This window comes from Aquisalimonas lutea (genome assembly GCF_030409225.1).
Classification (GTDB): domain Bacteria; phylum Pseudomonadota; class Gammaproteobacteria; order Nitrococcales; family Aquisalimonadaceae; genus Aquisalimonas; species Aquisalimonas lutea.
This window is the reverse complement of sequence record NZ_JAUFPK010000001.1, coordinates 2,168,985-2,189,703: the sequence shown is the minus strand read 5'-3', so window position 1 is coordinate 2,189,703 and position 20,719 is coordinate 2,168,985. Positions and strand designations below refer to the sequence as shown.

Genomic DNA, 20,719 nt, shown 5'->3' with positions numbered 1-20,719 from the left:
GCGTTTCCCTAGAGATGCTCGAGGATGGCGTCCGGGCTCGCCGGGCGGTGGAAGTAGTAGCCCTGCAGGGTGGTGCAGCCCAGCTCGCGCAGGCGCTCGGCCTGGTCCCGGGACTCCACCCGCTCGGCGACCACGTTCAGTCGCAGCGCCTGCGCCATGGCGATGATGGTGCGCACGATCTCCTCGTCCTCCGGACTGAGAAGCATGGCGTCGACGAAGGAGCCGTCGATCTTGAGCTCGTCGATGGGCAACCGCCGCAGGTAGGCAAGGCAGGAGTAGCCGGTGCCGAAATCGTCGATGGCGAAGCGCACGCCCAGGTCCCGGAGCCGGTTCATGCGCCCGACCACGCCGTCGCCCTCGTCCGCCAGCAGGCTCTCCGTGACCTCCAGCAGCAGGGCGCGGGGCGGCAGGCCGCTTTCCTCCAGGATCCCGGCCACCATGGTCTCGAAATCGGGATCGTGGAACTGGCGGACGCTGACGTTGACGGCCAGCGCCGGCAGCGGCCGCTCCGGGGCGCCGCGATGCCAGTCCGCGAGCCACCGGCAAGCGGCCCGGAGAATCTGGGCCCCCAGGGGGCGGATGAGGCCGGACGCCTCGGCGATGGGAATGAACTTCGCCGGCGACACCGGCTCCCCGTCGAACTCCCACCGGGCCAGTACCTCCAGGGCCGTGATGCCGCCCTCGACGTTCACCAGCGGCTGCAGGCAGAAGCCGATGCTCGCGTCGTCCACCGCCTGCCGCAACGCGCGCTCCAGCTCGCGGCGCTCGCTGGCCTCGGCCTCCATTTCCGGTGCAAACCAGGCCACGCCGTTGCCGCCCTGATGGCGTGCCTGCCCCGCGGCGATCTCGGCGCGCCCCAGCAGTGCCGACGGATCGTCCATCCCGGCTTCCATGACGGCGACCCCGATGCTGACCCCCGACTGCACCATGGTGCCGCTGACTTCCACCGGCTGCAGGAAGGCCCGTCGCAGGCGCTCCGCTTCGTCGGCAACCCGGCCCCAGAAGGCCTTTCTCTCCTTCGGCAACGTGGCGCCGCTGAGCAGCACGGCGAACTCGTCGGCCCCCACCCGCGCCACGGCGGCGGCCCCCGGCACCAGGGCCCGGAGACGCGCCGCCTGGATCTCCAGCAGCGAGTCCGCCGTCTCGTAGCCCATGCCCTCGTTGACGCGACGAAAGCCGTCCAGGTCCATGACCATCAGGACGTCGCCGCGCCCCCTGGCCGGGACCTCGTTGTTGCGCGCCAGGCGCCCCAGCAGCGACGCCCGGTTCGGCAGCCCCGTCACGCCGTCCTCGAAGGTCAGGCGATGGATGCGCTCTTCCGCCTCCCGGTGCCACGTCACGTCCAGGAAGCTGCCGATGAAGTGGGCGTCCCGGTCATCCGCCCCCTCCAGGGCGGTCAGACTCAGCCGGTAGAGGCGTTGCCCCCCGTCCCGGCTGCGTGCCCAGACCTCACCGTGCCAGCGACCATTGCGACGCACCGTCTCCTGGATATCCCGGCGCACCGGGCCGCCACGCCTGCCGCCCAGCAGCAGGCGCAGGCCGTGGCCGACGACGGCGCCCGCCGGATAGCCGGTCATGCGGCTGAACGCGTCGTTGACGTGCACGAAGCGGTAGTCCCGGTCCAGGATCATGATCGCCTCGTGGGTCTCGAAGGCCAGAGCCGCCAGCCGCGTATCGCGCTCCGCCCAGAGCCGCTGCAGCTCCAGACGGATGCGGACGGCCGCGTGCTCCAGCGTCCGCTGGACCGGTTCCACCGGCCCCAGGGCATGCCTGCCGACGACCGCCAGCAGCCCGACGGACCGCCCGTCGCCGTCGCGCAGGCGGACACCGGCGTAGCTCCGTGCATCCAGCCGGGTGAGAAGCTCATCGTCGGGATACCGGGCCTGCACCTCGTGGTTGATGACACAGGCGTCGCAATGGTTCAGCTCCGCACAGGGCGTGCCCGCAAGGGCGTAGGAGTCGATATCCAGGGGCGCGCCGCGCGCGCTCGCGGAAAGCACCCGGGCGACGTTCCGGCTCGCGTCCACGGACGCGACCACCGCCGCGTCGGCCCCCATGACGCTGCGGATCTGCTCCACGAGATGGTCGAGGTAGCTCCAGCCGCCGCCGGCCTCCGGAAGCGAGGCGACGCGGTCCATGTACCGGCGGATCAGGGTGCTCTCGGTGACATCCTTGAGCAGCGACAGGAAGCCGGTGATGCGCCCGTCACGGCCCGTTACCGCCAGGTTGAACCACTCCACCCAGATGGGGACGCCGTCGCTGCGCCGGCAGCGGGCATAGGTGTGCATGTGCCGCATGCCGCCGCGGCGCATGTCCTGCTTGATCGCGGTCAGGCCCTTGCGATCCTTGTCGTGGAGCAGGAAGTCCTCACCGGTCATGCCGATCAGGTGATCCGGCAGGTAGCTGAACATCTCGGCCGCGGCGGGATTGCCGAAGCGGATCCGGAAATCGGGATCCCACTCGATGCAGCCGATGGAGCTGCCCTGGATGTAGCGCAGCAGCCCCGCGATGTCCCGATCACCCTGCTGTCCGAGCTCCTCGATGACCAGCGCCGTGCGCACCAGGCCCACGAGCCGTTGCATGGGCTCCTGCGCCCCTTCCGGAGGGGCATCCATGCGCTGCGGGAAGTGCATCGATACCGTCGCCAGCACCTGGCCCGAGCCGTCGAGCACCGGCACGGCCCAGACCGAGCCCACACCCAGGGGCCGGATCAGCTCGCGGTAGCGCGCATACGCAGGGGAGTCGAGGACATCGGCCACGAACACGGGCTCGGCCAGCGTCGCGGCGCGCCCGCAAGCGCCGCTCTGCCTGGCCACCTGCAGGCCGTTCACGGCCCGCCAGAAGGCGCCGGGCATACCGGGCCCCGCGACGTACGAAAGACGGCCCTCACGGATCAGGCAGACAGTCGAGCGGACGCCGTCATCGCCGAGCTCCGAATCAATGCCTGCACAGATCCGCGACAGGGCGTCGGACAGGCTGCCGCCTTCCAGCAGCACGTGCGCCAGCGTATCGGCGCCTTCCGTGAAGGCCGTCTCGGCGCCGGCGGGCGGCCCCGTGTCGGCCACCAGTCCGGTCGACAGGCCCTTGATCGGCATAGCTCTGCGTCCCCGTCTGCGTGACCCGCGACCACACGTCCGCACCCGTGTGCCCGGGTGGCGTCTTCCTGAATTCCGGTATCGTTATCGTGACGCCGTTGTTATTCAGTATCCCAAATCAAGACCATACGTACACCATTGCACGTAAAATGTGAAGCAGTTCCGGTTTGTGCGCCTGCGCGCATTCCGCAGTACTCAACCCCCCGGCAACCGTGATCCAATAGAGACATGCAGCTACTCGCCGTGGGAGATCTCCATCTGGGCCGGCGCCCCGGCCGCCTGCCGGAGGCGGTGCGGGCACGCCACGATCTCGGCCGGCTCGGACCGGCGGGCGCCCTGGACCGGCTGGTGAGCGAGGCGGTCCACCAGGGCGTGGATGTCGTGGCGTTCGCCGGCGACGTGGTCGAGCAGGAAGACGATTTCTTCGAGGCCTACGGCCGTCTTCGCCGCGCCGTGGCGAGCCTCGTGGATGCCGGGATCACCGTCGTCGGCGTCGCCGGCAACCACGACGTCCAGGTACTGCCGCAACTGGCCCGGGAGGTGCCCGGCTTCCGGCTCCTGGGAGCCGGCGGCAACTGGGAATCCGTCACTGTGCGTGATGCGGGCGGCGTCCCGGTACGGCTGCACGGCTGGTCGTTTCCCCGCCCCGTTCCCGCCGAGAACCCGCTGCAGGGGGTGCGCTTCTCCCGCGACGGCACCCCCGCCCTGGGGCTGCTTCACTGCGACCGGGATCAGCCCGCCAGCGCCCACGCCCCGGTAACGAGCCGCGAGCTCGCCGCCGCGGGTCTGGATGCCTGGCTGCTGGGCCACATCCACAAGCCGGACGCCATCAGTGCCGGCCATCCCTCCGGCTACCTGGGATCAGTGAGCGCGCTGCGGGCCAGCGAGACCGGCGCCCGCGGCCCGTGGCTGTACACCATCGGCAGCGGGGGCATCGAGGCCGTGACCCAGTGGCCCCTGGCCCCGCTGCGCTGGGAAGCCCTGGAGGTGGACGTCACCGGCATGGACAGCGCCGCCGAGGTGCGCAGCCGGATTCTCCGGGCGGCCGACGAGACCGCGGCGGATCTCGCCGACCAGCCCTGGCAGCCTGCCGTGCTGGGGCTGCGGGTCCGCCTGCACGGACGCACGGGGCTGCGGCGCCAGATCGGGAGCCTGCTCGCCGGCGAAGACATGGACGATCTCCCCCTGGCCGGCGGAATCCAGGGCTTCGTGGGCCGATGGTGGCTGGACACACGGCCGGAGATGGATATCGACGCCCTCGCCCGGCGGCCGGACCCGGTCGGCCTGCTCGCCCGCCGGGTCCAGCTGCTGGACCAGGCGCCCGGGAGCGACCCGGAGCGCACGGCCCTGCTGCAACGCGCCCGGGAGCATCTGATGCCGGTCCACCGGGACACGGCATGGCAGGGGCTGGACGCCGGCGAGCCGGATGACGCCGCGGTCGCCGACTGGCTGCGGCGGGCCGCGCTGGCGGCGCTGGACGAGCTCCGGGAGCGGGACGATGCCGAGGTGACCGCGTGAGGCTGGACGCGCTCCATATCCGTCGCCTGCCGGGCATCCAGGGCACGCTGGCCGTGGACAGCTTCAGCGCCGGCGTCAATGTCGTCACCGGTGCCAACGCCTCCGGCAAGAGCAGCCTCCTGCGGGCGCTGCGCCTGCTGCTGACGCCGCGCCGGGATGACCCGCCCAACGTCATGCTGGAGGCGGTCTTCAGCGATGACCATCACCGCTGGCAGGTGGAGCGCATCGGCCGCGAGATCCTCTGGCACCGGGACGGCGAGCCCCACGCCCCGCCGCCGCTGCCCGATGCCGACACCCTGGGCGGCTATCTGCTGCCCGTCGACGAGCTCCTGCAGCTCAGCCGCACCGACCAGGCGGTGGCCAGCCGGCTGCGGCGCGAGCTCGCCGGCGGCTACGATCTCTCCGTGCTGCGCGGCGACGGCGGCGTATTCGCCGTCCACCCCCGGCGTGACCGCACCGCGGGTGAAACGCTGCAGCACAGTGAACAGGCGCTTCGCCGGGCCGAGGCGGACAACCGCCAGCTACTGGAGCAGCGCCGCCGGCTCCCGGAGCTGGACGAGGACATCGCCCGCGCGGGCACGGCCCTGCGTCGCGCCCAGCAGTATCGCGCCGGACTGGAGCTCGCGGACGCCTGCCGGGCGACCCGGGAGGCGCGCCTCTACCTGGACCGCTTCCCCGACTCCATGCCGGAAGGCATTACCGCCGAGGAAGTCGACAACCTGGAGAAGGCCCGCGAGCGCGAGTCCGGCCAGGCCGAGGCCGCCCGCGAGGAGGCGGACGCTGCCCTGGCGCGGCTGCAGGCCACGGGGATGGAGGAAACGGCACCGGAGGCATCCGCGATCGCCGCCATGCGCACCCGCCTGGACGAGCTCCGGGACCTGGAGGCACGGCGGGAGAAGGCGTGCGAGGAGCAGGCCGCGGCAGCGGAGCGCATGCGCGAGGCGGGCGAGCTCCTGGGCATCGATGTCGGCTCCCGCGCGCAGCTGGATACCGCGCAGGTGGCACGCCTGGAGGAAGCGGTGCAGGAACTCGCCCAGGCCGCCGCGGACCATCGCCAGGCACGTGCCGTCGCCGCGGCGCACGAGGCGAATGCCCCCGCGGGGCGGCCGGCTGCACGACGTCACCTGGCCGTGGCCTTCACCCTGATCGGCGGCGGCGCCCCCGCCGGCGGCGGCTTCGCCGGCTGGGGCCCGCTCGGCTGGTGGGCCGTGCTGGCGGCCGCGGCGGCGGCCGCCGGTGTCATCGGTCTCGCCTGGCTGCTCCGGCAGGCGTTGCGCCCCGCGACGGCGACCGGTCGCGATGCGGCCGCGGCGGACCGGCTGAACGAGGCGGATCAGGCGCTGGCCGCGGCCCGGGAGCGCCTGCGGGCCCGGGCCGCCGAGGCAGGCCTGCAGCTGGACCCGGAGCACATCGCCCAGCATTTCCAGCTGGTTCTCCAGCGCGTCGTCGCGCTGGACCAGGCCCGCGCCGAGCACGCCGGCGCGTCGGCCCGGATCCACCACCTGGACGACAGCGCAGGGCCGCTCCGCGAGCGGCTGGTGGAGTTCCTGAACGGCTGGGATGCCGCTGCCGACGGCCGCGACCCCGCGGCCCTGGGACGCGCCCTGGAGACCCTGGATCAGCAGACGCAGACGGCGTGGCAGGCGCAGCGCGAGTACCAGCAGGCACAAGAGAAGGAAGCCCGTGCCCGCGCGGCCGCCCGGGATGCCGATGCCCGGCTCCGGGAGCTCTATCAGCGCGCCGGGGTGGAACCCGGCGACCGGGCAACGCTCCTCGAGCGCATCCGGGATCTTCCGGCGTGGGAACAGGCCCGCGACGCCCTGCGCACGGCCCGCATCCAGGAGGACACGGCACGGCAGCGCCTGAGCGACGCCCCCGAGGACATCCGCGCCCGCGCGGAGGCGGAGGACACCGCCTGGCTGCAGGAGCAGCTCAACATCGCCGCCGCCGAGGCGGACCGGCACGAGGCGCTCATCCACGAACGCGCCGGGATCGATCACGCCCTGCGGGACGCCGAACGCCAGTTGCGGCTGGAGGCCGCCCGGGCGGAGCGCGACGAGGCCGCGGAAGCCGTCGCGGATCGATACGAGCAGCGCATGATCGCCGAGGCCGGGCGTTGCCTCCTGGATGAGGTGGAGCAGGAGCACCGCAGCCGGCACCGGCCCGAGGCCATCCGGCTGGCTGACGAGCGCCTGCGGCGTTTCACCCACGACGCGTTCACGCTGGAGCTGAACGACGCCGGCGAGCCCTGCGCCCGCGAGACCGCCACCGCCGCCGTCCGCCCCCTGGCGGAGCTCTCCGTGGGCACGCGCATGCAGCTGCTCATCGCCCTGCGCATGGCCTGGGTCGAGCAGCACGAGCAGCACCACGTCGCCCTGCCGCTGATGCTGGACGAGGCCCTGACCACCACCGATCCGGCGCGCTTCGACGCCGTCGCCGGCGCCCTGCACGCGCTGACCCGGGCCGAGGCACGACAGCTGGTCTATCTCACCGCCCAGCCGGAGGACGCCGAGCGCTGGCGCCGGGCCACCGGCGAGGCGCCGCGGGTCATCGACCTGGACCGCCTGCGCATGCCCGACACCCCGCCGCCGGAGCCGCTGCCCCTGCCGGCCCGGGAACGCATCCCCGCCCCGGAGGACCACGACCGGGAGAGCTACGCGGCGGCGCTGGGGGTTCCCGCCGTCGATCCACGGGCGCCGGCGGGGTCGCTGCATCTGTTCCATCTACTCGGCGACGACCTGGCGCTACTCCACCGGCTGCTGGCGGATTTCCACGTCACCACCCTGGGGCAGGCGGACAGCCTCCTCCAGGGCCCGGCCGGGCAGCGCCATCTGGACCAGGCGGCCCGCCGGCGCCTGGTCCATCGCATCGCCGCGGCCCGCGCCTGGTTCGACGCCGTGGACATCGGCCGCGGCACCCCCGTGGACCGCCCCGCCCTGGAGCAAGGCCCCATGAGCAACTGGCAGCACCTGGACGCCCTGGCCGAACGCGCCGCCGAGGTGGCGGGCGACCCCCGCGCCTTCGTCGAGTCGCTACGCGACAACCGCATCAGCGGTGTCGGGCCGAAGAAGATCGAGCAGATCGCCGCCTGGCTCGAGGAGCAGGGGTTTGTCGATCCCCGCTCGCCGCTGGACGCCACCGAACGCTGGCATCACGTCCTGGCACGGCTGCCCGACGAGGCGACGGCCGTGGCCGAGGCCCAGTGGGTCGTCGCCGCGCTGGAGCAGGCCGTCGGACAGGAAGCATCGGCGGACGGCAACGCCGTCATGGCGGGGTGGTGAGGGGGAGCGGCGTCTTGCACCACGGTATCGGCCAGCATCCGTAGGAGCGACATCAGTCGCGACCGTTGCAGGGGATGCTGCCCTCTGGAACGTCGGGGCTGAAGCCCCTCCCACAATGGCACCAGGGCCCGAGGCCGGGGTTGTAGGAGCGGCTTCAGCCGCGACGTTCCAGAGCATCAGGTTCTCTGCAACGGTCGCGACTGATGTCGCTCCTACGGGCGCGTTCGCTCGCGGATACCGGCAGCGATCAGATGTACTGGAACAGCGACAGGTTCTGCACCTGGGCATAGCTCTTCTGGGCGGCCTGGAGGCCGACGCTCTGCTGGTTGAGGCGGCTGATGGCCTCGGCGTAGTCCAGGTCCTCCACCCGCGATAGCTCGGTCTTGAGATCGAGCTTGGCCGTCTCGTTGGCCTGGTACTCCGACTCCAGGGCATTCATGCGCGCCCCGGTCTCGGCGCGGGTCTCGGAGAAGGCGTCGATGGCGGCGTCCAGATCCTCCAGCGCCTGGTAGCTCTCGGTGGCGAGGCGGGCACGGTCGGCATTGTTGTCGCCGCGGGTCTCCAGGGACTCGATGATGTTGTCGACGGTGCCGAAAATGGACCGGCTGTCGGCTTCTTCCACGGTGAAGCTGTCGCCGAACTCCGGGGTTCCCTCGAAGGTCACGGTCCGGCCGTCGAAGGTGATCTCTTCGCCCGGCTCGTAAGGGCTCGTGCTGACGTTGCCGCCGCCGTCCTCGACCTCGACCTCCAGGTCGCCGCTGCCGTTGTCCACGAAGCGGATCTGGTACGGCCCGTCGAAATCGGCCTGGGGATTCGTGCTCTCCCCCGCCAGCCGGGCGCTGCCCTGGTTGGCCTCGTCGGGCACCACGCGGAACTCGCCGTTGCCCGTCGGGATGTCCATGAACGTCTCGAAGCCGTTGTGGCTGCTGTCCACCTTGCGGGTGGGACCGACCTGGATGTCGCGCTGGCCCTGGTCGCCCTGGTAGGCGACGCCGCCGCCCTCGCTGACAAAGGGCTGGGTATCGGTCTTGAGCCCGGAGAAGAGGTACTCGCCGCGGCCGTCCTTGGCATTGGCCAGATCCACCAGCTCCTCGCGGCGCTCGCGCAGCTCGGCAGCGATGGAGGCGCGGCTGTTCTCCGTCTGCGTGCCGTTGGCCGCCTGGACGGTGAGCTCGCGGATACGGTTGGTGATGTTGGACACCTGGTCCAGGATGGAGTCTTCCTGCTTGAGCCGCAGCTCCGCCTGCTCGTTGTTGCGCTGGTACTGCTCGGTGCTCTTCACCGCCGAGTCGATGTCCAGCGCACGGGTCGCGCCGGCCGGATCGTCGGACGGCGTCAGGATCCGCCGCCCGGTGCCGAGCTGGTTCTGGGTCTTCAGCAGCTGGGCCTGCTGATCCAGGATGGTATTGGTCGTCGCCTGCTGGAACTCACTGGTGGATACACGCATCGCTATCACCGCTGCACTGCGCTGAGCAGGCTCTGGAAGACTTCATTGGCCACCGTGGTGGCCCGGGCGGCCGCCTGGAAGCCCTGCTGGAAGCGCAGGAGATTGGCCGCCTCCTCTTCGAGATTGACCCCCGAGACGGCCTCGCGGTCGGCCCGGGCCTGGTCCAGCAGCTGCTCCTGGGCGTCGCGGCCGCTCTGGGCGCGGCGGGTCTCGGTGCCGATCTCGCCCACCATGCCGCTGAAGAAGTCCTGGGGGCTGTCGTTGCCGTTGTTCAGCAGCCCCTCGTCGGCAATGCCGGCCAGCTCCTGGGCATTGCGGTTGTCGCCGATGGCGTCCGCGTTCGCCTCCATGACGAAGGCATCGCCGTCGTCGGGCTCACCGGCGAGGGTGAACGACACCCCCTCCAGCGGGTTGTCCGGGAAGTTGGTGGTCGAGTAGTCCGCGCCCTGGGCATCCAGATCCGCACCGGAGAACGCCACCCCGCCGCTGTCGGTCTGCGGATCGTAGCCGAGCACCACCGGGTTGCCGCCGCCGTCCTCGAGCACGTTGCCGGCGTCATCCTGGATGACGAAGCCGTTCTCCGCCTCCCGGTACTCCAGGGTCACGTCGTTGGCGAACGGGACGTTCGCGTCCGAGCTCACCTCCACGCCCCCGATGGTTCCACTGCCGCTGTTGATCGCCTCGCCGCCGCTGCCCGTCACCTCGCCGGCGGCAATGGGCCCGGCTGCAGCGATGCGGTCACCCGAGCCCGGCAGCACGTCCATGCCACTGACCGCCTCGCGTGTCGGCTGGAGCAGGAAGCTGTCGCCGTCCTGCGCTCCACTGATCGGCGCGGTATCGATCTCCAGCCCCTCGAACGTGGCCGTATTCCCGGCAGCGATCGTCTGGGTGGCGCCGCTGTCGATGTTCTCGACCTGCCACTCGCCGGCGCCGCCGTCGAAGGTCATGCGGTAGTCCGCACCGGTGAGCTGTCCGCCGGCGTTGTCGGCGATGGCCACATCCGGGCTGCCGGAGATGGCGCCGCTGTTGAAATCCGAGGCAAGCACCCGCGGCTGCCCCGTGGCAAAGAACGCGCTGCCCTGGTTGCCGTTGGCGTCCAGCCCGAGCTCGTGCTGGGCGTTGAAGGCACCGGCGAACTCGGTGGCCAGGCGCCCGAGATCGTTCCGCGCCGGATCCAGGATCTCGGAGCGGAAATCCAGCATGCCGCCGATGCTGCCGCCGCTGATCGTCCCGGTGATGGTCTGCTGATTGCCGCTGCCGCCGGTGAACGTAATCTCGCTGCGGCCGGGGTCGTACTCGCTGGGCTGCATGGCCAGCTCGCCGGCGCGGTCGCCGCTGACCAGGGGCTGGCCGTTGCCCACGAAGACATTGATGGCACCGTCGTCCTGTCGCACGGTCTGGGTGCCGATCTTCTCGGAGAGCTTGCGGATCTGCAGGTCGCGCTGGTCCAGAAGATCGTTGGGGGGCTGCCCGGTGCGGCCTTCGGCCTCGCGGATCTCCTGGTTGAGCTCCGCGATGCTCTCCGCGTACTGATTGATCTCCTTGATCTCGCCCCGGAGCTGGGAGCTCACCTCGCTGTCCAGGTCGCGGAACCGCTGGTCCAGCAGCTCGAAGCGGCTGACCATGTTGTCCGCCTCGGCCAGGGCCACTTCCCGGGCCGAGCTGGAGGACGGATCGTTGGCCACGTCCTGGATGCTGTCGAAGAACGACTGCATGGCCGGCGCCAGTCCGGCCTCCTTGTCGGCGAGCAGGTTGTCGATGCGCCCGGCGTAGGTGGCCAGGGTGTCCATCTCCTGGAAATCGGAGCCGGCGTTGCGCAGCGCATCCTCGCGCTGCTGGTCGAACAGCCGGCGCACGGTGTCCGTCTGCACGCCGTTGCCGATGAAGCCGTCGCCCCGGGGCGTGGCGAGCCGGGTCTCCAGCTCCGCCCGCTGGCGGCTGTATCCCTCGGTGTTGACGTTGGAGATGTTGTGGGAGGTGGTCGCCAGGGACCGCTGGAACGCCAGCAGGCCGGAGACACTTGTACCGAGCATGTCCGCCATGATGTGTTACTCCTTCCCTATGTCTCCGTTATCGGCCGATCCGCCGAGGGCTTGAGCGGCTCGAGCGCCGCCTCCAGCTGCCGGCCGCCCAGGATGCGCTGGAGCTTGTCCGCGTAGGCCGGATCCGTGGCATAGCCGGCCTCCTGCAGCCCCTCCGTCCAGGCCTGCGGGTCGCCGGCGCTGTCCAGGGCCTGGCGGTAGCGCGGGTTGTCCTCCAGGAAGCGCACGTAATCCTGGAACCCCTCCTCCAGCGAGCCGTATGCGCGGAAGCTGGCCGTCTCCCGCTGGGGGATGCCCTCCCGGAACTCCAGGGTGGGAACACGCACGGAATCCCCGTCCCAGCCGGCGTCCGCCTTGATGCCGAAGAGGTTGTTGCTGCTGTTGCCCTCGCCGTCGCGGATGACGTGCTGCCCCCAGCCCGTCTCCAGGGCCGCCTGGGCCACCAGGGCGCGCGGATCGGCCCCGAGCTGCTCGGCCGCCCCCTTCGCCGCCGGCCAGACGTCCCGCACGAAGGCCTCCGGCGTGTCCCAAGCCGCACCCTTGCCGCCGGGGCGATGCGGCTCCGGGGCGCCGGCGCGGGGTGCGGCCGCTTCGGTGTCGGGCACGTTCATCCGCATGGGCGGCAACCGCCGGTCATAGGCCTCCAGCCCCCGATCGCCCACACCCGTCGCCCGGGTCTCCAGGCCGGCCTGCTCGCGGAGCTGGCGCTCCACCATGTCGGCGATGCCGAAGCCGCCCTGCTGGCCCACGCTCCGCGCGAGCTGCTGGTCGTGGAGCTGCTGGTACTTCTCCATCGCCTGGCCGCCGAAGAGCTCGTCGCCCGGCGTGGCGGCGCGCATGTTCTTGAGCATCATGCCCACGAACACCGACTCGAACTCCTCGGCCACCTGCCGGAGATCCGACGGCTGCGGATCCTTGAGGCCGTGGCGCAGCCGGTCCAGGGAACCGGTGTCGAAGATGTTGGCCTCGGGATGCTGGGGAGCGCTCAGGACCATGACAGCTGCCTCAGATGATCACCAGCTCCGCGCGCAGGGCGCCGGCCTGCTTGAGGGCCTCGAGAATGGCCACCAGGTCCCCCGGCGCCGCGCCGACGCGGTTGACCTGCTCGACGATCTCCTCCAGCCGGACGCCGGGGCCGAACAGGAACATGGGGTTGTCCTCCTGCTGTACCTCGATGTCGGTGTCCGGCGTGACGACGGTCTCGCCCTCGCCGAAGGGCGGCGGCTGATCCACGTCGAAGTCCTCGGTGATGGTGACCGTCAGGCTGCCGTGGGTCACCGCCGCCTGGCGCACGCGCACCTCGCTGCCCACCACCACGGTGCCGGAGCGGGAGTTGACGATGACCTTGGCCGGCGCCGCCCCGGGATGCACGCGGATCTTCTCCAGATAGGCCATGAAGCCGACACGCTGGTCCGGATCGTCGGGGGCGCGGACGCTGACGGCGCCGGCGTCCTTGGCGCGGGCGGTCTCGGGGCCCAGCTCCTCGTTGATGGCGTCCGCCATGCGGCGGGCGGTGGTGAAGTCCGGGGTATTCAGGGTGAGCTCGATGGTATCGCCGCTGTTGAACGGCGAGGCCACCTCCTGCTCCACCGTGGCACCACCGGGGATGCGGCCGGCGCTGGGAATGTTCACCGTGATGCTGGAGCCGTCCTCGCCGCCGACGCCGAAACCGCTCACCGTCAGATTGCCCTGGGCCATGGCGTAGATCTCGCCGTCGGCGCCGCGCAGGGGCGTCATCAGCAGCGATCCGCCGCGCAGGCTCTCGGCATTGGCGATGGACGCCACGGTCACGTCGATATCCTGGCCGGGCCGGGCGAACGCGGGCAGATTCGCCGTCACCATCACGGCGGCGACGTTCTCCGTCTGGAAGCTCACGTCGGGCGGGACCTGCACGCCCTGGGAGCTCAGCATGCTGCGGATGCTCTGCGCCGTGAACGGTGCCTGGGTGGTCTGGTCGCCGGTTCCGTCCAGGCCCACCACCAGCCCGTAGCCCACGAGCTGGTTGTCCCGCACGCCGGCCACTTCGGCGAGATCCTTGATGCGCTCGCCGGTCCAGTCCTGGGCGTGCAGGCTGCCGGCGTTGGCGCCGAGCACCAGGGCGATGAGAGCAATGAGAGGCATACGTAGCATGGCCAGTCTCCTGGTTGTCAGAACGGCCACAGAGGGCTGTTGAGAATGCGCTGACCCCAGCCCATGCGGTTGGAGTCCGCGAGCGTGCCGGTGCCGGTGTAGGCGATCTGGGCGTTGGCCACCCGCTCCGAGGAGATGGTGTTGTCCGGCGCCACGTCGTCGGGACGGACGAGGCCGGTGAGCGTAATGTACTCGTCACCCTGGTTAATGGTCAGTCTCTTGCGGCCCTGGACCACCAGGTTGCCGGACGGATGGACCTCCACCACGACAGCGGTAAGCGTGCCCGTCAGCTCGTTGCCCTGGTCCACGCTGCCCGAGCCGTCGAAGCCGCGGGATCCCTCCAGGCTCGCCGATACCGGGTTGCCGTTGATGGTGGCATCGCGCCCGAAGATGCTCGGCACGCCCAGTTCCGCGCTGCTGTCCTTGGTCACGCTGGTGCTGGCGTTCTTGCTGGCACCGGTCTGCTCCTGCAGCTCGATGGTCAGGATGTCACCGGGGCGCAGCGCCGTGCGGTTCTCGAACAGCCGCTGTCCCTGGTTCGCCTGGAAGATGGCGCCGTTGTTCTCGCGCTCCGGTTCCGACACCACCGGCTCCGGCAGGGCCGGCGGGTCCCGGTACTCCGGCGGCGTCGTCGTGGCGCAGCCGCCGAGGACCAGGGTCGCCAGGGCAATGATCGCCGTTATCCATCGCATGAGCGGGCCCTCCACGCGGCCGCGGTTACAGGTTCTGCGTGACGAACTGCAGCATCTGGTCGGACGAGGAAATGGACTTGGTGTTGGTCTCGAAGGCCCGCTGGGTCTCGATCATGTTCACCAGCTCCTCGGCGATGTTGACGTTGGACGACTCCAGCGCCCCCTGCATGACCGAGCCCAGGCCATCGAGCCCGGGCGTGCCCACCTGGGGCTGGCCGCTGGCGGCCGTCTCGCTGTACAGGTTGCCGCCCATGGGCTGGAGCCCCGCGGGGTTGACGAACTCGGCGAGCTGGATCTGGCCGATCTGCTGGGGTTCCGCCTGCCCGGGCACGGTGACCGTCACCGTGCCGTCGCGGCCGATGGTGACGTCCTGGGCGTTATCCGGGATCTGCAGCGGCGGCTCCAGCTCGAAGCCGCTGGAGGTCACCACGGTGCCCTCGCTGTTCACCTGGAAGGAGCCATCCCGGGTGTAGCCCACCGTGCCGTCGGGCTGGAGCACCTGGAAGAAGCCGTCGCCCTCGATGGCGACATCCAGGGCATTGCCCGTCTGCTGGAGATTGCCCTGGGTGTGCTCCTTCTCCGTGGCCACCACGCGCACCCCGGTCCCCAGGGACAGGCCCGTGGGCAGCTGTGCGTCCTGGGTGTTCTGGGCGCCCGCCTGGCGGACGTTCTGGTAGACCAGGTCCTCGAACACCGCGCGGTCCTGCTTGAAACCGGTGGTATTGACGTTGGCCAGGTTGTTGGAGACGGTCTGCATGCGCGTCTCCTGGGCTTCCAGGCCCGTTTTGGCTACCCACAGTGCCGGATTCATCTGGTTACCCTCCCTGCCGCAACCGCGGCGTTATCCGGTTCAGCCCTGCAGCCGCAGGAGCTGGCTGCTGGCGGAGTCATTCTCCTCCGCCTTGGTGAGCATCTTGATGTTGGTCTCGAACTGGCGCTGGTTGTCGATGAGCTCGACCATCGCCTCCACGGAGTTGACGTTGCTGCCCTCCAGCATCCCGGAACGCACGCGCACGGCCCCGTCGGCGGGGGCGACTCCGCCGTCGGCGAGACGGAACAGGCCGTCGTTGCCCTTCTCCAGGTTCTGCGGGGCGGCATCCACGAGCTTGATGCGGTCGATCACCGCCATCTCGCCGCCCTGGCCGCCCGGCGGCACGATGCTGATGGTGCCGTCCTCGCCGATCTCCACCTCGTCCGCGGGCGGCACGGCCACCGGGCCGTTCTCGCCCATGACCGGGTCACCGGCACCGGTCTCCAGCAGGCCCATGCTGGAGACACGGAGGTCACCGCGCCGTGTGTAGGCCTCGTTGCCGTCGGCACCCTGGACGGCGATGAAGCCGTCGCCCTGGACGGCGACATCCATGTCGCGACCGGTGGTGCGCATGGGCCCGGGCTCGAAGCTCGCGCCGATGCTGCTCTCGGCGGAGTACGCGCGGCTGTCGAACCCGGGCCCCTGGACCGGCTGCGTGACCAGCTGGTCCAGGTCCGCCCGGAAGCCCGGCGTGTTGGCGTTCGCCAGGTTGTGACTCGTGTGCTGCTGCGCCTGCAGGGCGTGCTTGGCACCGGTCATGGAGAGATAGGAGAAATTGTCCATGGCTCGTTTCCTCGCCGGCGTGCGCCGGATCAGCGGATATTGAGAATCTCCTGGGTCACCTGGTCCTGGGTGCTGATCATCTGGGCGTTGGCCTGGAAATTCCGCTGGGCGGTGATCATGTTCACCAGCTCCGCGGTGATGTCCACGTTGGACTGCTCCAGGGCCCCCCCCTCGACACCGCCGAGGCCGGAAGTCCCCGGCGCGCCGACAATGGGCGCTCCGGACTCGGCGCTCTCGGTCCACATGTTGTCGCCCTGGGGCGTGAGGTTCTGCTCACTGGGGAAGCGCGCCAGCGGCACCTGCCCCATCGCCTGGGACTCGCCGTTGGTGTAGCGGCCGAAGATGGTGCCGTTCTCGGCGACCTCCAGCCCGGCGAACTCACCGGCCTCGTAGCCGTCCTGGTTCAGCTCGTTGACCGCCGAAGGGGTACCGAACTGCGTCGTGTCCGAGAAATCGATATCCGCAACAATGGGGTCGATGCCGCCGCCGAGGTTGAACTGGTAGGGATCGTTCTCCGGGTCACCGGAGGCATCCGCGATGCCGGCATAGGAGCCGTCGTTGTTGAACGTCAGCGTCTGCTGGTCGCTGAAGTTGTCCGGCGCCTGGCCGTCCACGCGCACGTTCACGCCCCATTCGTTGGCGGCATCATCCGTGTGCGTGAAGTAGAAGTTGGCTTCGTGGGCCCCGCCCTGGGAATCGTACACCGTGGTGGAGGTAGAGAAGTTGTACGTCTCCGGGTCGGTGGCATCGAAGGGATTGGCCGTCTGGTCGATCTCGTCCGCTTCCGAGGTCAGGTTCGCGTTCACGGTCATTCCGCCGGTGGCCTGGGGTTCGATGTTGCCCGTGTTCACCTGCAGCGGTGCCAGGTTGCCGCCGATATTGCCGTTATTGTCCGCCGGATAGCCCGTGAGCTGCAGCCCGTCGGCGTTGACGATGGTCCCGTTCTCGTCGATCTGGAAGGCGCCGTTGCGCGTATAGGAGATGGCGCCTTCCTGGTCGCTCATGCGGAAAAAGCCCTCGCCGTTGATGCCGAGGTCCAGGCTGTTGCCGGTGAAGTCGAACTGGCCCTGGGTGAACTGCTGGGCGACATTGTTCAGGCGCACGCCCTGCCCGATGGCATTGGACGCGACACCGAGCTGGGAGCTGGCGAAGACGTCGGCGAACTCCGCCCGGGAGTTCTTGAAGCCCACCGTCTCACTGTTGGAGATGTTGTTGCTGGTCACATCCAGATCGGACTGGGCTGCGTTGAGACCGGACAGTGAAGTATTGAAAGCCATGGATGCACCCCTTGCTTACTGAATGTGGCGAACGGAATCGAGGGAGACGTCACCCACCCCCGCCAGGTTGAGACGCGGGCTCTGCCCGTCACCCTCCAGGCTGACGCTCTGGACCTCGGCCGAGGCCAGCGTCTGCACCGCCACGCTGTCCTCGCCGCTGCCGGCCCGGGCACGCACTTCGTACGTTCCTGCCGGCATCATTTCGCCGTCGTCATTGCGCCCGTCCCAGCTGAAAGCGACATCGCCGGCATCCTGCTGGCCCATGGCGATCTCGCGCACCTTCTGGCCAGCACCGTCGTGGATCTCCACGGTGAGGCTGCCGGTGTTCTCGGACAGGCGCGCCACGCCGCTGAGACCGCCCTCGTCGAGGCGCATAGTGTCGCTCTCCGCCAGCACGTTGCGGCCCACGAGGCTGCCGGCGCGCAGCGCCTGGCTCTGGCTCATCTCACTGGCGAAGTCCTTGAACGACTGCTGCAGCTGGGAGATGCCGTTGGCCGTGGTGAACTGCGTGAGCTGGCCCATCATCTTTTCGCTGTCCATGGGCTCGAACGGATCCTGGTTCTGGAACTGGGTCATCATCAGGTTGAAGAAGTCCTTCTGTTCCAGATCCTGCATGGACTTGCCCTGGGCGTCGTCCGGTTGCCTGGTGTTCGAGCTGCCGCTGCTGCCCATCAGTGCGTCCAGTCCGTTCATGGTCCATCTCCTCAGTTCTGGCCGAGCTGCAGCGTCTGCAGCGCAAGCTGCTTGGAGGTGTTCATCACCTCCACGCTGTTCTGGTAGGAACGCGAGGCGGAGATCATGTTGGTCATCTCCTCCACGGTGTTCACGTTCGAGCGGTACACGTAGCCGTTCTCGTCCGCGGCCGGATGGTCGGGCATGTGCAGCCGCTGGTTCGGGGCATCGCTCTCGGCGACATCCCGCATGGTGACACCCACCGCCGCCTGCTCGCCGCCGCCCTGGACACTGCGCAGCGCCGCGGCGAACACCGGCTGGCGGGCCTTGTAGGCCTCCTCCGGCGAGCCGGCGACGGTCTCGGCGTTGGCAAGATTGCTGGCCGTCATGTTCAGGCGCAGGGACTGCGCGTTCATGGCGGAGCCGGCGACATCGAACACGCTGAATACGGACATGGCTTACTCTCCTCGCAGGGCACCGATCAGGGACGTGACCTTGCCGCCCAGGAAGTTCAGGGACGCCCGGTACTTGACGGCGTTCTCGGCGAACTTTGCCTGCTCGACGTGGGTCTCTACGGTGTTGCCGTCCAGGGATGGGCTGTTGGGCACGCGGTAGAGGGTATCCACGCCCGACGTGCCCTGGCCGCTGCCGTTGCCGATATGCCCCTGGTTCGTGGTCGCCAGCTGAAGCTGACCGTTCTGGCCCTGCTGCACCTGCTCCAGTGCCGTGGCGAAATCGAAATCCCGGGCCTTGTAATGCGGCGTATCCGCGTTGGCCAGGTTCTCCGACAGCAGCTGGTGCCGCTCGCCCCGAAGTTTCAGCGCCGCGGCGTGAACACCGACGGCATCGTCAAAGGAAAGGCTCATGACCTGTCTCCTGTCGCTTCCCGGGCAAGAGCTAGCAATCCCCGTGCCATGAGCGCCGGATGCGGCGAGACGAGCCGGGTCGCAGCGGGGAACCGCAAAGGCCGGGGCACGATTCGGGGAGGGATGCTCAAGTCCCGGACGGGACGGCCGATACGCCGGGGTGACGGAATCCCGCCACCGGCAATGCGGCAACCGGGCGGCAAGCCCTTGCCGCCCGGCGCGGTTTGCTACTTGCCCCGCAGGCGGTAGATCACGCCCCCGTGGCTGCGGACCATTTCCAGGTCCCGGGCATGGCGCGCCAGGGACTCGGAGGCACCCACGATGAGATAGCCGCCGGGGCGCATCTGCTGGATCATGCGCGTGAGAATGCTCTCGCGGGATTCGGCGGAGAAGTAGATCAGGACATTGCGGCAGAAGATCAGGTCGAACCGCCCCAGGTTGCTGTAGCTGTCCAGCAGGTTGTGCACCGTGAACTGCGTCCGCCGGCGGATTTCCGGGCGTACCACCCAGTCGGCCCCCTCACGGACGAAGTAGCGATCCCGCCGCTCGGGACTCAGGCCGCGATTGACGGTGGATGCGGAGTAGCGGGCCTCGCGGGCCTGGGTGATCATCGCCGGGGAGATATCGGTGCCCACGATCTCCGCCTCGAGCCGGGCACCCCGGGCCCGGTACTCCTCCAGCGCGATGCTCAGCGAGTACGGCTCCTGGCCGGAGGAGCAGGCGGCGGACCAGATCCGCATCTGCTGCACGCCCCGCCGCTGGTACTCCGGCAGGAGCGTCTCCTGGAGGATGGTGAAGGGATAGGTATCCCGGAACCATTGCGTCTCGTTGGTGGTCATGGCTTCGATCACCATGCCCCGCAGACGCTGCCCGCCCGGCTGCTGGACCCGATAGACCAGCTCGCCCAGGTCCTTCAGGCCCTCGCGCTCCATGAGCTGGCCCAGGCGGCTGGACACCAGGTACTGCTTGTTCTCGCCGAGAACGATACCGCAGGACTGCTCCAGAAAGGCACGGAACGCCTGGTAATGCTCCGGGATGATCTCTCTGGAGGACACCAACAGGGATTTCCTTCGCGGCTGCTCGGATCAGGACCTCACCGGCCAGGCTACAAGCGCCGGTGCGGCGATTGTAGCCCGTACGGTACCAGGACAACCAACCTGTCAGGCGTTCACCTGCTCCATGCGCTGGTGCACCCGCTCCGCCAGTTCGCCGGCGGCGAACTTCGCCAGAAAATCGTCAGCGCCGACCTGCCGGACGAGCTCGGTGTTGAACATGCCGCTCAGCGACGAGTGCAGGAGCAGGTAGATCTCGCGCAATGCATCGTCGCGACGGATTTCCGTCGCCACGGTGTAGCCGTCCATGCGCGGCATCTCCACGTCGGAGATCACCATCAGCAGCTGCCGCCACGGCGATTCCTCGGGCCGGGACGCCCAGTCCCGGAGGACCTCCAGCGCTTCCTGGCCGTCCCGGGCCAGGGTGACCTGCAGCCCCATTTCCTGGAGGGTGTCACGAATCTGACGCCGGGCCACGGTGGAGTCGTCCACCACGAGCACGTGCCAGGACCCGGCGTCTGCCCCCGCGGACTGCAGACCGCCCTCGTCCATGCCCGGCAGACGTCCGAGCCCCCCGGCCTGGTTGAGCTCGTCCATGACCTTTTCCACGTCGATGATCTGCACGAGCCGCTCTTCCACGCGGGTGACACCGGTGAGATAGGCGGTGTTCGACCACTTGCTCGGCGGCGGCATGATGTCCTTCCAGTTCACGTTCACGATGCGGTCCACGGCACGCACCATGAAGCCCTGCACGCTGCGGTTGTACTCGGTGACGATCACCGAGGTGCCCGAATGCTCCTCAAGAGGCCGGCCAGTGGTCGCCATGGCGAGGTCGAGCACGGATATGGCCCGGTCGCGGATGTAGCAAACGCCCGCCACCACGGGGCTGGAGTGGGGCAGGTGCACGAGGCGGGGCACCGGGATGACCTCGCGCACCTTGAAGACGTTGATTCCGAAGAGCTGGGCACCCGCCAGCTGGAACAGCAGCAATTCCATGCGGTTGGTTCCCGCCAGTGTGGTCCGCTGATCCACCGAATCCATAATGCTGGCCAT

At 69.5% G+C, this 20,719-nt stretch carries 16 protein-coding genes; 2 read left to right on the top strand and 14 right to left on the bottom strand.

Going from position 1 to position 20,719, the window contains the following annotated elements; translation table 11 throughout:
- Positions 1-8: 8 nt before the first annotated feature.
- Positions 9-3,095: a bifunctional diguanylate cyclase/phosphodiesterase gene (locus tag QWY84_RS10290; RefSeq protein ID WP_290202496.1), complete on the bottom strand. Its 3,087-nt coding sequence runs from the start codon at positions 3,093-3,095 to the stop codon at positions 9-11.
- 228 nt (positions 3,096-3,323) lie between these two features.
- On the opposite strand from QWY84_RS10290, the gene QWY84_RS10285 reads away from it, so the two are divergent.
- Positions 3,324-4,613: a metallophosphoesterase gene (locus QWY84_RS10285; protein WP_290202495.1), complete on the top strand. Its 1,290-nt coding sequence runs from the start codon at positions 3,324-3,326 to the stop codon at positions 4,611-4,613.
- Complete coding sequence (locus QWY84_RS10280; RefSeq protein ID WP_290202494.1) at positions 4,610-7,894, top strand: ATP-binding protein; 3,285 nt, start codon at positions 4,610-4,612, stop codon at positions 7,892-7,894. The genes QWY84_RS10285 and QWY84_RS10280 overlap by 4 nt, the downstream gene beginning before the upstream one ends.
- Positions 7,895-8,141: 247 nt before the next feature.
- Here the strand turns inward: QWY84_RS10280 and flgL are convergent, their stop codons facing one another.
- From flgL to QWY84_RS10215, 13 genes are all read right to left on the bottom strand, one after another.
- Positions 8,142-9,341, bottom strand: coding sequence for a flagellar hook-associated protein FlgL (gene flgL / locus QWY84_RS10275; protein ID WP_290202493.1), 1,200 nt, complete (start codon positions 9,339-9,341; stop codon positions 8,142-8,144).
- A 5-nt stretch (positions 9,342-9,346) separates the two neighbouring features.
- On the bottom strand, positions 9,347-11,383 hold the full coding sequence (gene flgK / locus QWY84_RS10270) for a flagellar hook-associated protein FlgK (RefSeq protein ID WP_290202492.1): 2,037 nt from the start codon (positions 11,381-11,383) through the stop codon (positions 9,347-9,349).
- A gap of 17 nt (positions 11,384-11,400) precedes the next feature.
- A complete protein-coding gene (gene flgJ, locus QWY84_RS10265; protein ID WP_290202491.1) occupies positions 11,401-12,378 on the bottom strand; it encodes a flagellar assembly peptidoglycan hydrolase FlgJ in 978 nt (325 codons plus the stop codon).
- Positions 12,379-12,388: 10 nt separating this feature from the next.
- Entirely contained in the window at positions 12,389-13,513 is a 1,125-nt protein-coding gene (locus QWY84_RS10260) for a flagellar basal body P-ring protein FlgI (RefSeq protein WP_290202490.1), read from the bottom strand.
- A 17-nt stretch (positions 13,514-13,530) separates the two neighbouring features.
- Positions 13,531-14,205, bottom strand: coding sequence for a flagellar basal body L-ring protein FlgH (flgH, locus tag QWY84_RS10255; protein WP_290202489.1), 675 nt, complete (start codon positions 14,203-14,205; stop codon positions 13,531-13,533).
- Positions 14,206-14,230: 25 nt separating this feature from the next.
- Positions 14,231-15,016 carry a flagellar basal-body rod protein FlgG gene (flgG, locus tag QWY84_RS10250; protein WP_290202488.1) on the bottom strand — a complete coding sequence of 262 codons (786 nt, stop codon included), beginning with the start codon at positions 15,014-15,016 and terminating at the stop codon, positions 14,231-14,233.
- Between the two features lie 39 nt (positions 15,017-15,055).
- Positions 15,056-15,799 carry a flagellar basal-body rod protein FlgF gene (gene flgF, locus QWY84_RS10245; protein ID WP_290202487.1) on the bottom strand — a complete coding sequence of 248 codons (744 nt, stop codon included), beginning with the start codon at positions 15,797-15,799 and terminating at the stop codon, positions 15,056-15,058.
- A 29-nt stretch (positions 15,800-15,828) separates the two neighbouring features.
- The gene (gene flgE, locus QWY84_RS10240) at positions 15,829-17,076 is read right to left on the bottom strand and encodes a flagellar hook protein FlgE (RefSeq protein WP_290202486.1); all 1,248 of its coding nucleotides are present in this window, start codon (positions 17,074-17,076) and stop codon (positions 15,829-15,831) included.
- Positions 17,077-17,091: 15 nt separating this feature from the next.
- Positions 17,092-17,769 (bottom strand): flagellar hook assembly protein FlgD, encoded by a 678-nt coding sequence (locus tag QWY84_RS10235; RefSeq protein WP_290202485.1) that lies wholly within the window; start codon positions 17,767-17,769, stop codon positions 17,092-17,094.
- Between the two features lie 11 nt (positions 17,770-17,780).
- A complete protein-coding gene (gene flgC, locus QWY84_RS10230; RefSeq protein ID WP_290202484.1) occupies positions 17,781-18,203 on the bottom strand; it encodes a flagellar basal body rod protein FlgC in 423 nt (140 codons plus the stop codon).
- Between the two features lie 3 nt (positions 18,204-18,206).
- A complete protein-coding gene (gene flgB, locus QWY84_RS10225; RefSeq protein ID WP_290202483.1) occupies positions 18,207-18,614 on the bottom strand; it encodes a flagellar basal body rod protein FlgB in 408 nt (135 codons plus the stop codon).
- Between the two features lie 227 nt (positions 18,615-18,841).
- Positions 18,842-19,669, bottom strand: a complete 828-nt coding sequence (locus QWY84_RS10220) for a CheR family methyltransferase (RefSeq protein WP_290202482.1) — start codon at positions 19,667-19,669, stop codon at positions 18,842-18,844.
- Positions 19,670-19,774: 105 nt separating this feature from the next.
- Positions 19,775-20,719: a chemotaxis protein gene (locus QWY84_RS10215; protein ID WP_290202481.1), complete on the bottom strand. Its 945-nt coding sequence runs from the start codon at positions 20,717-20,719 to the stop codon at positions 19,775-19,777.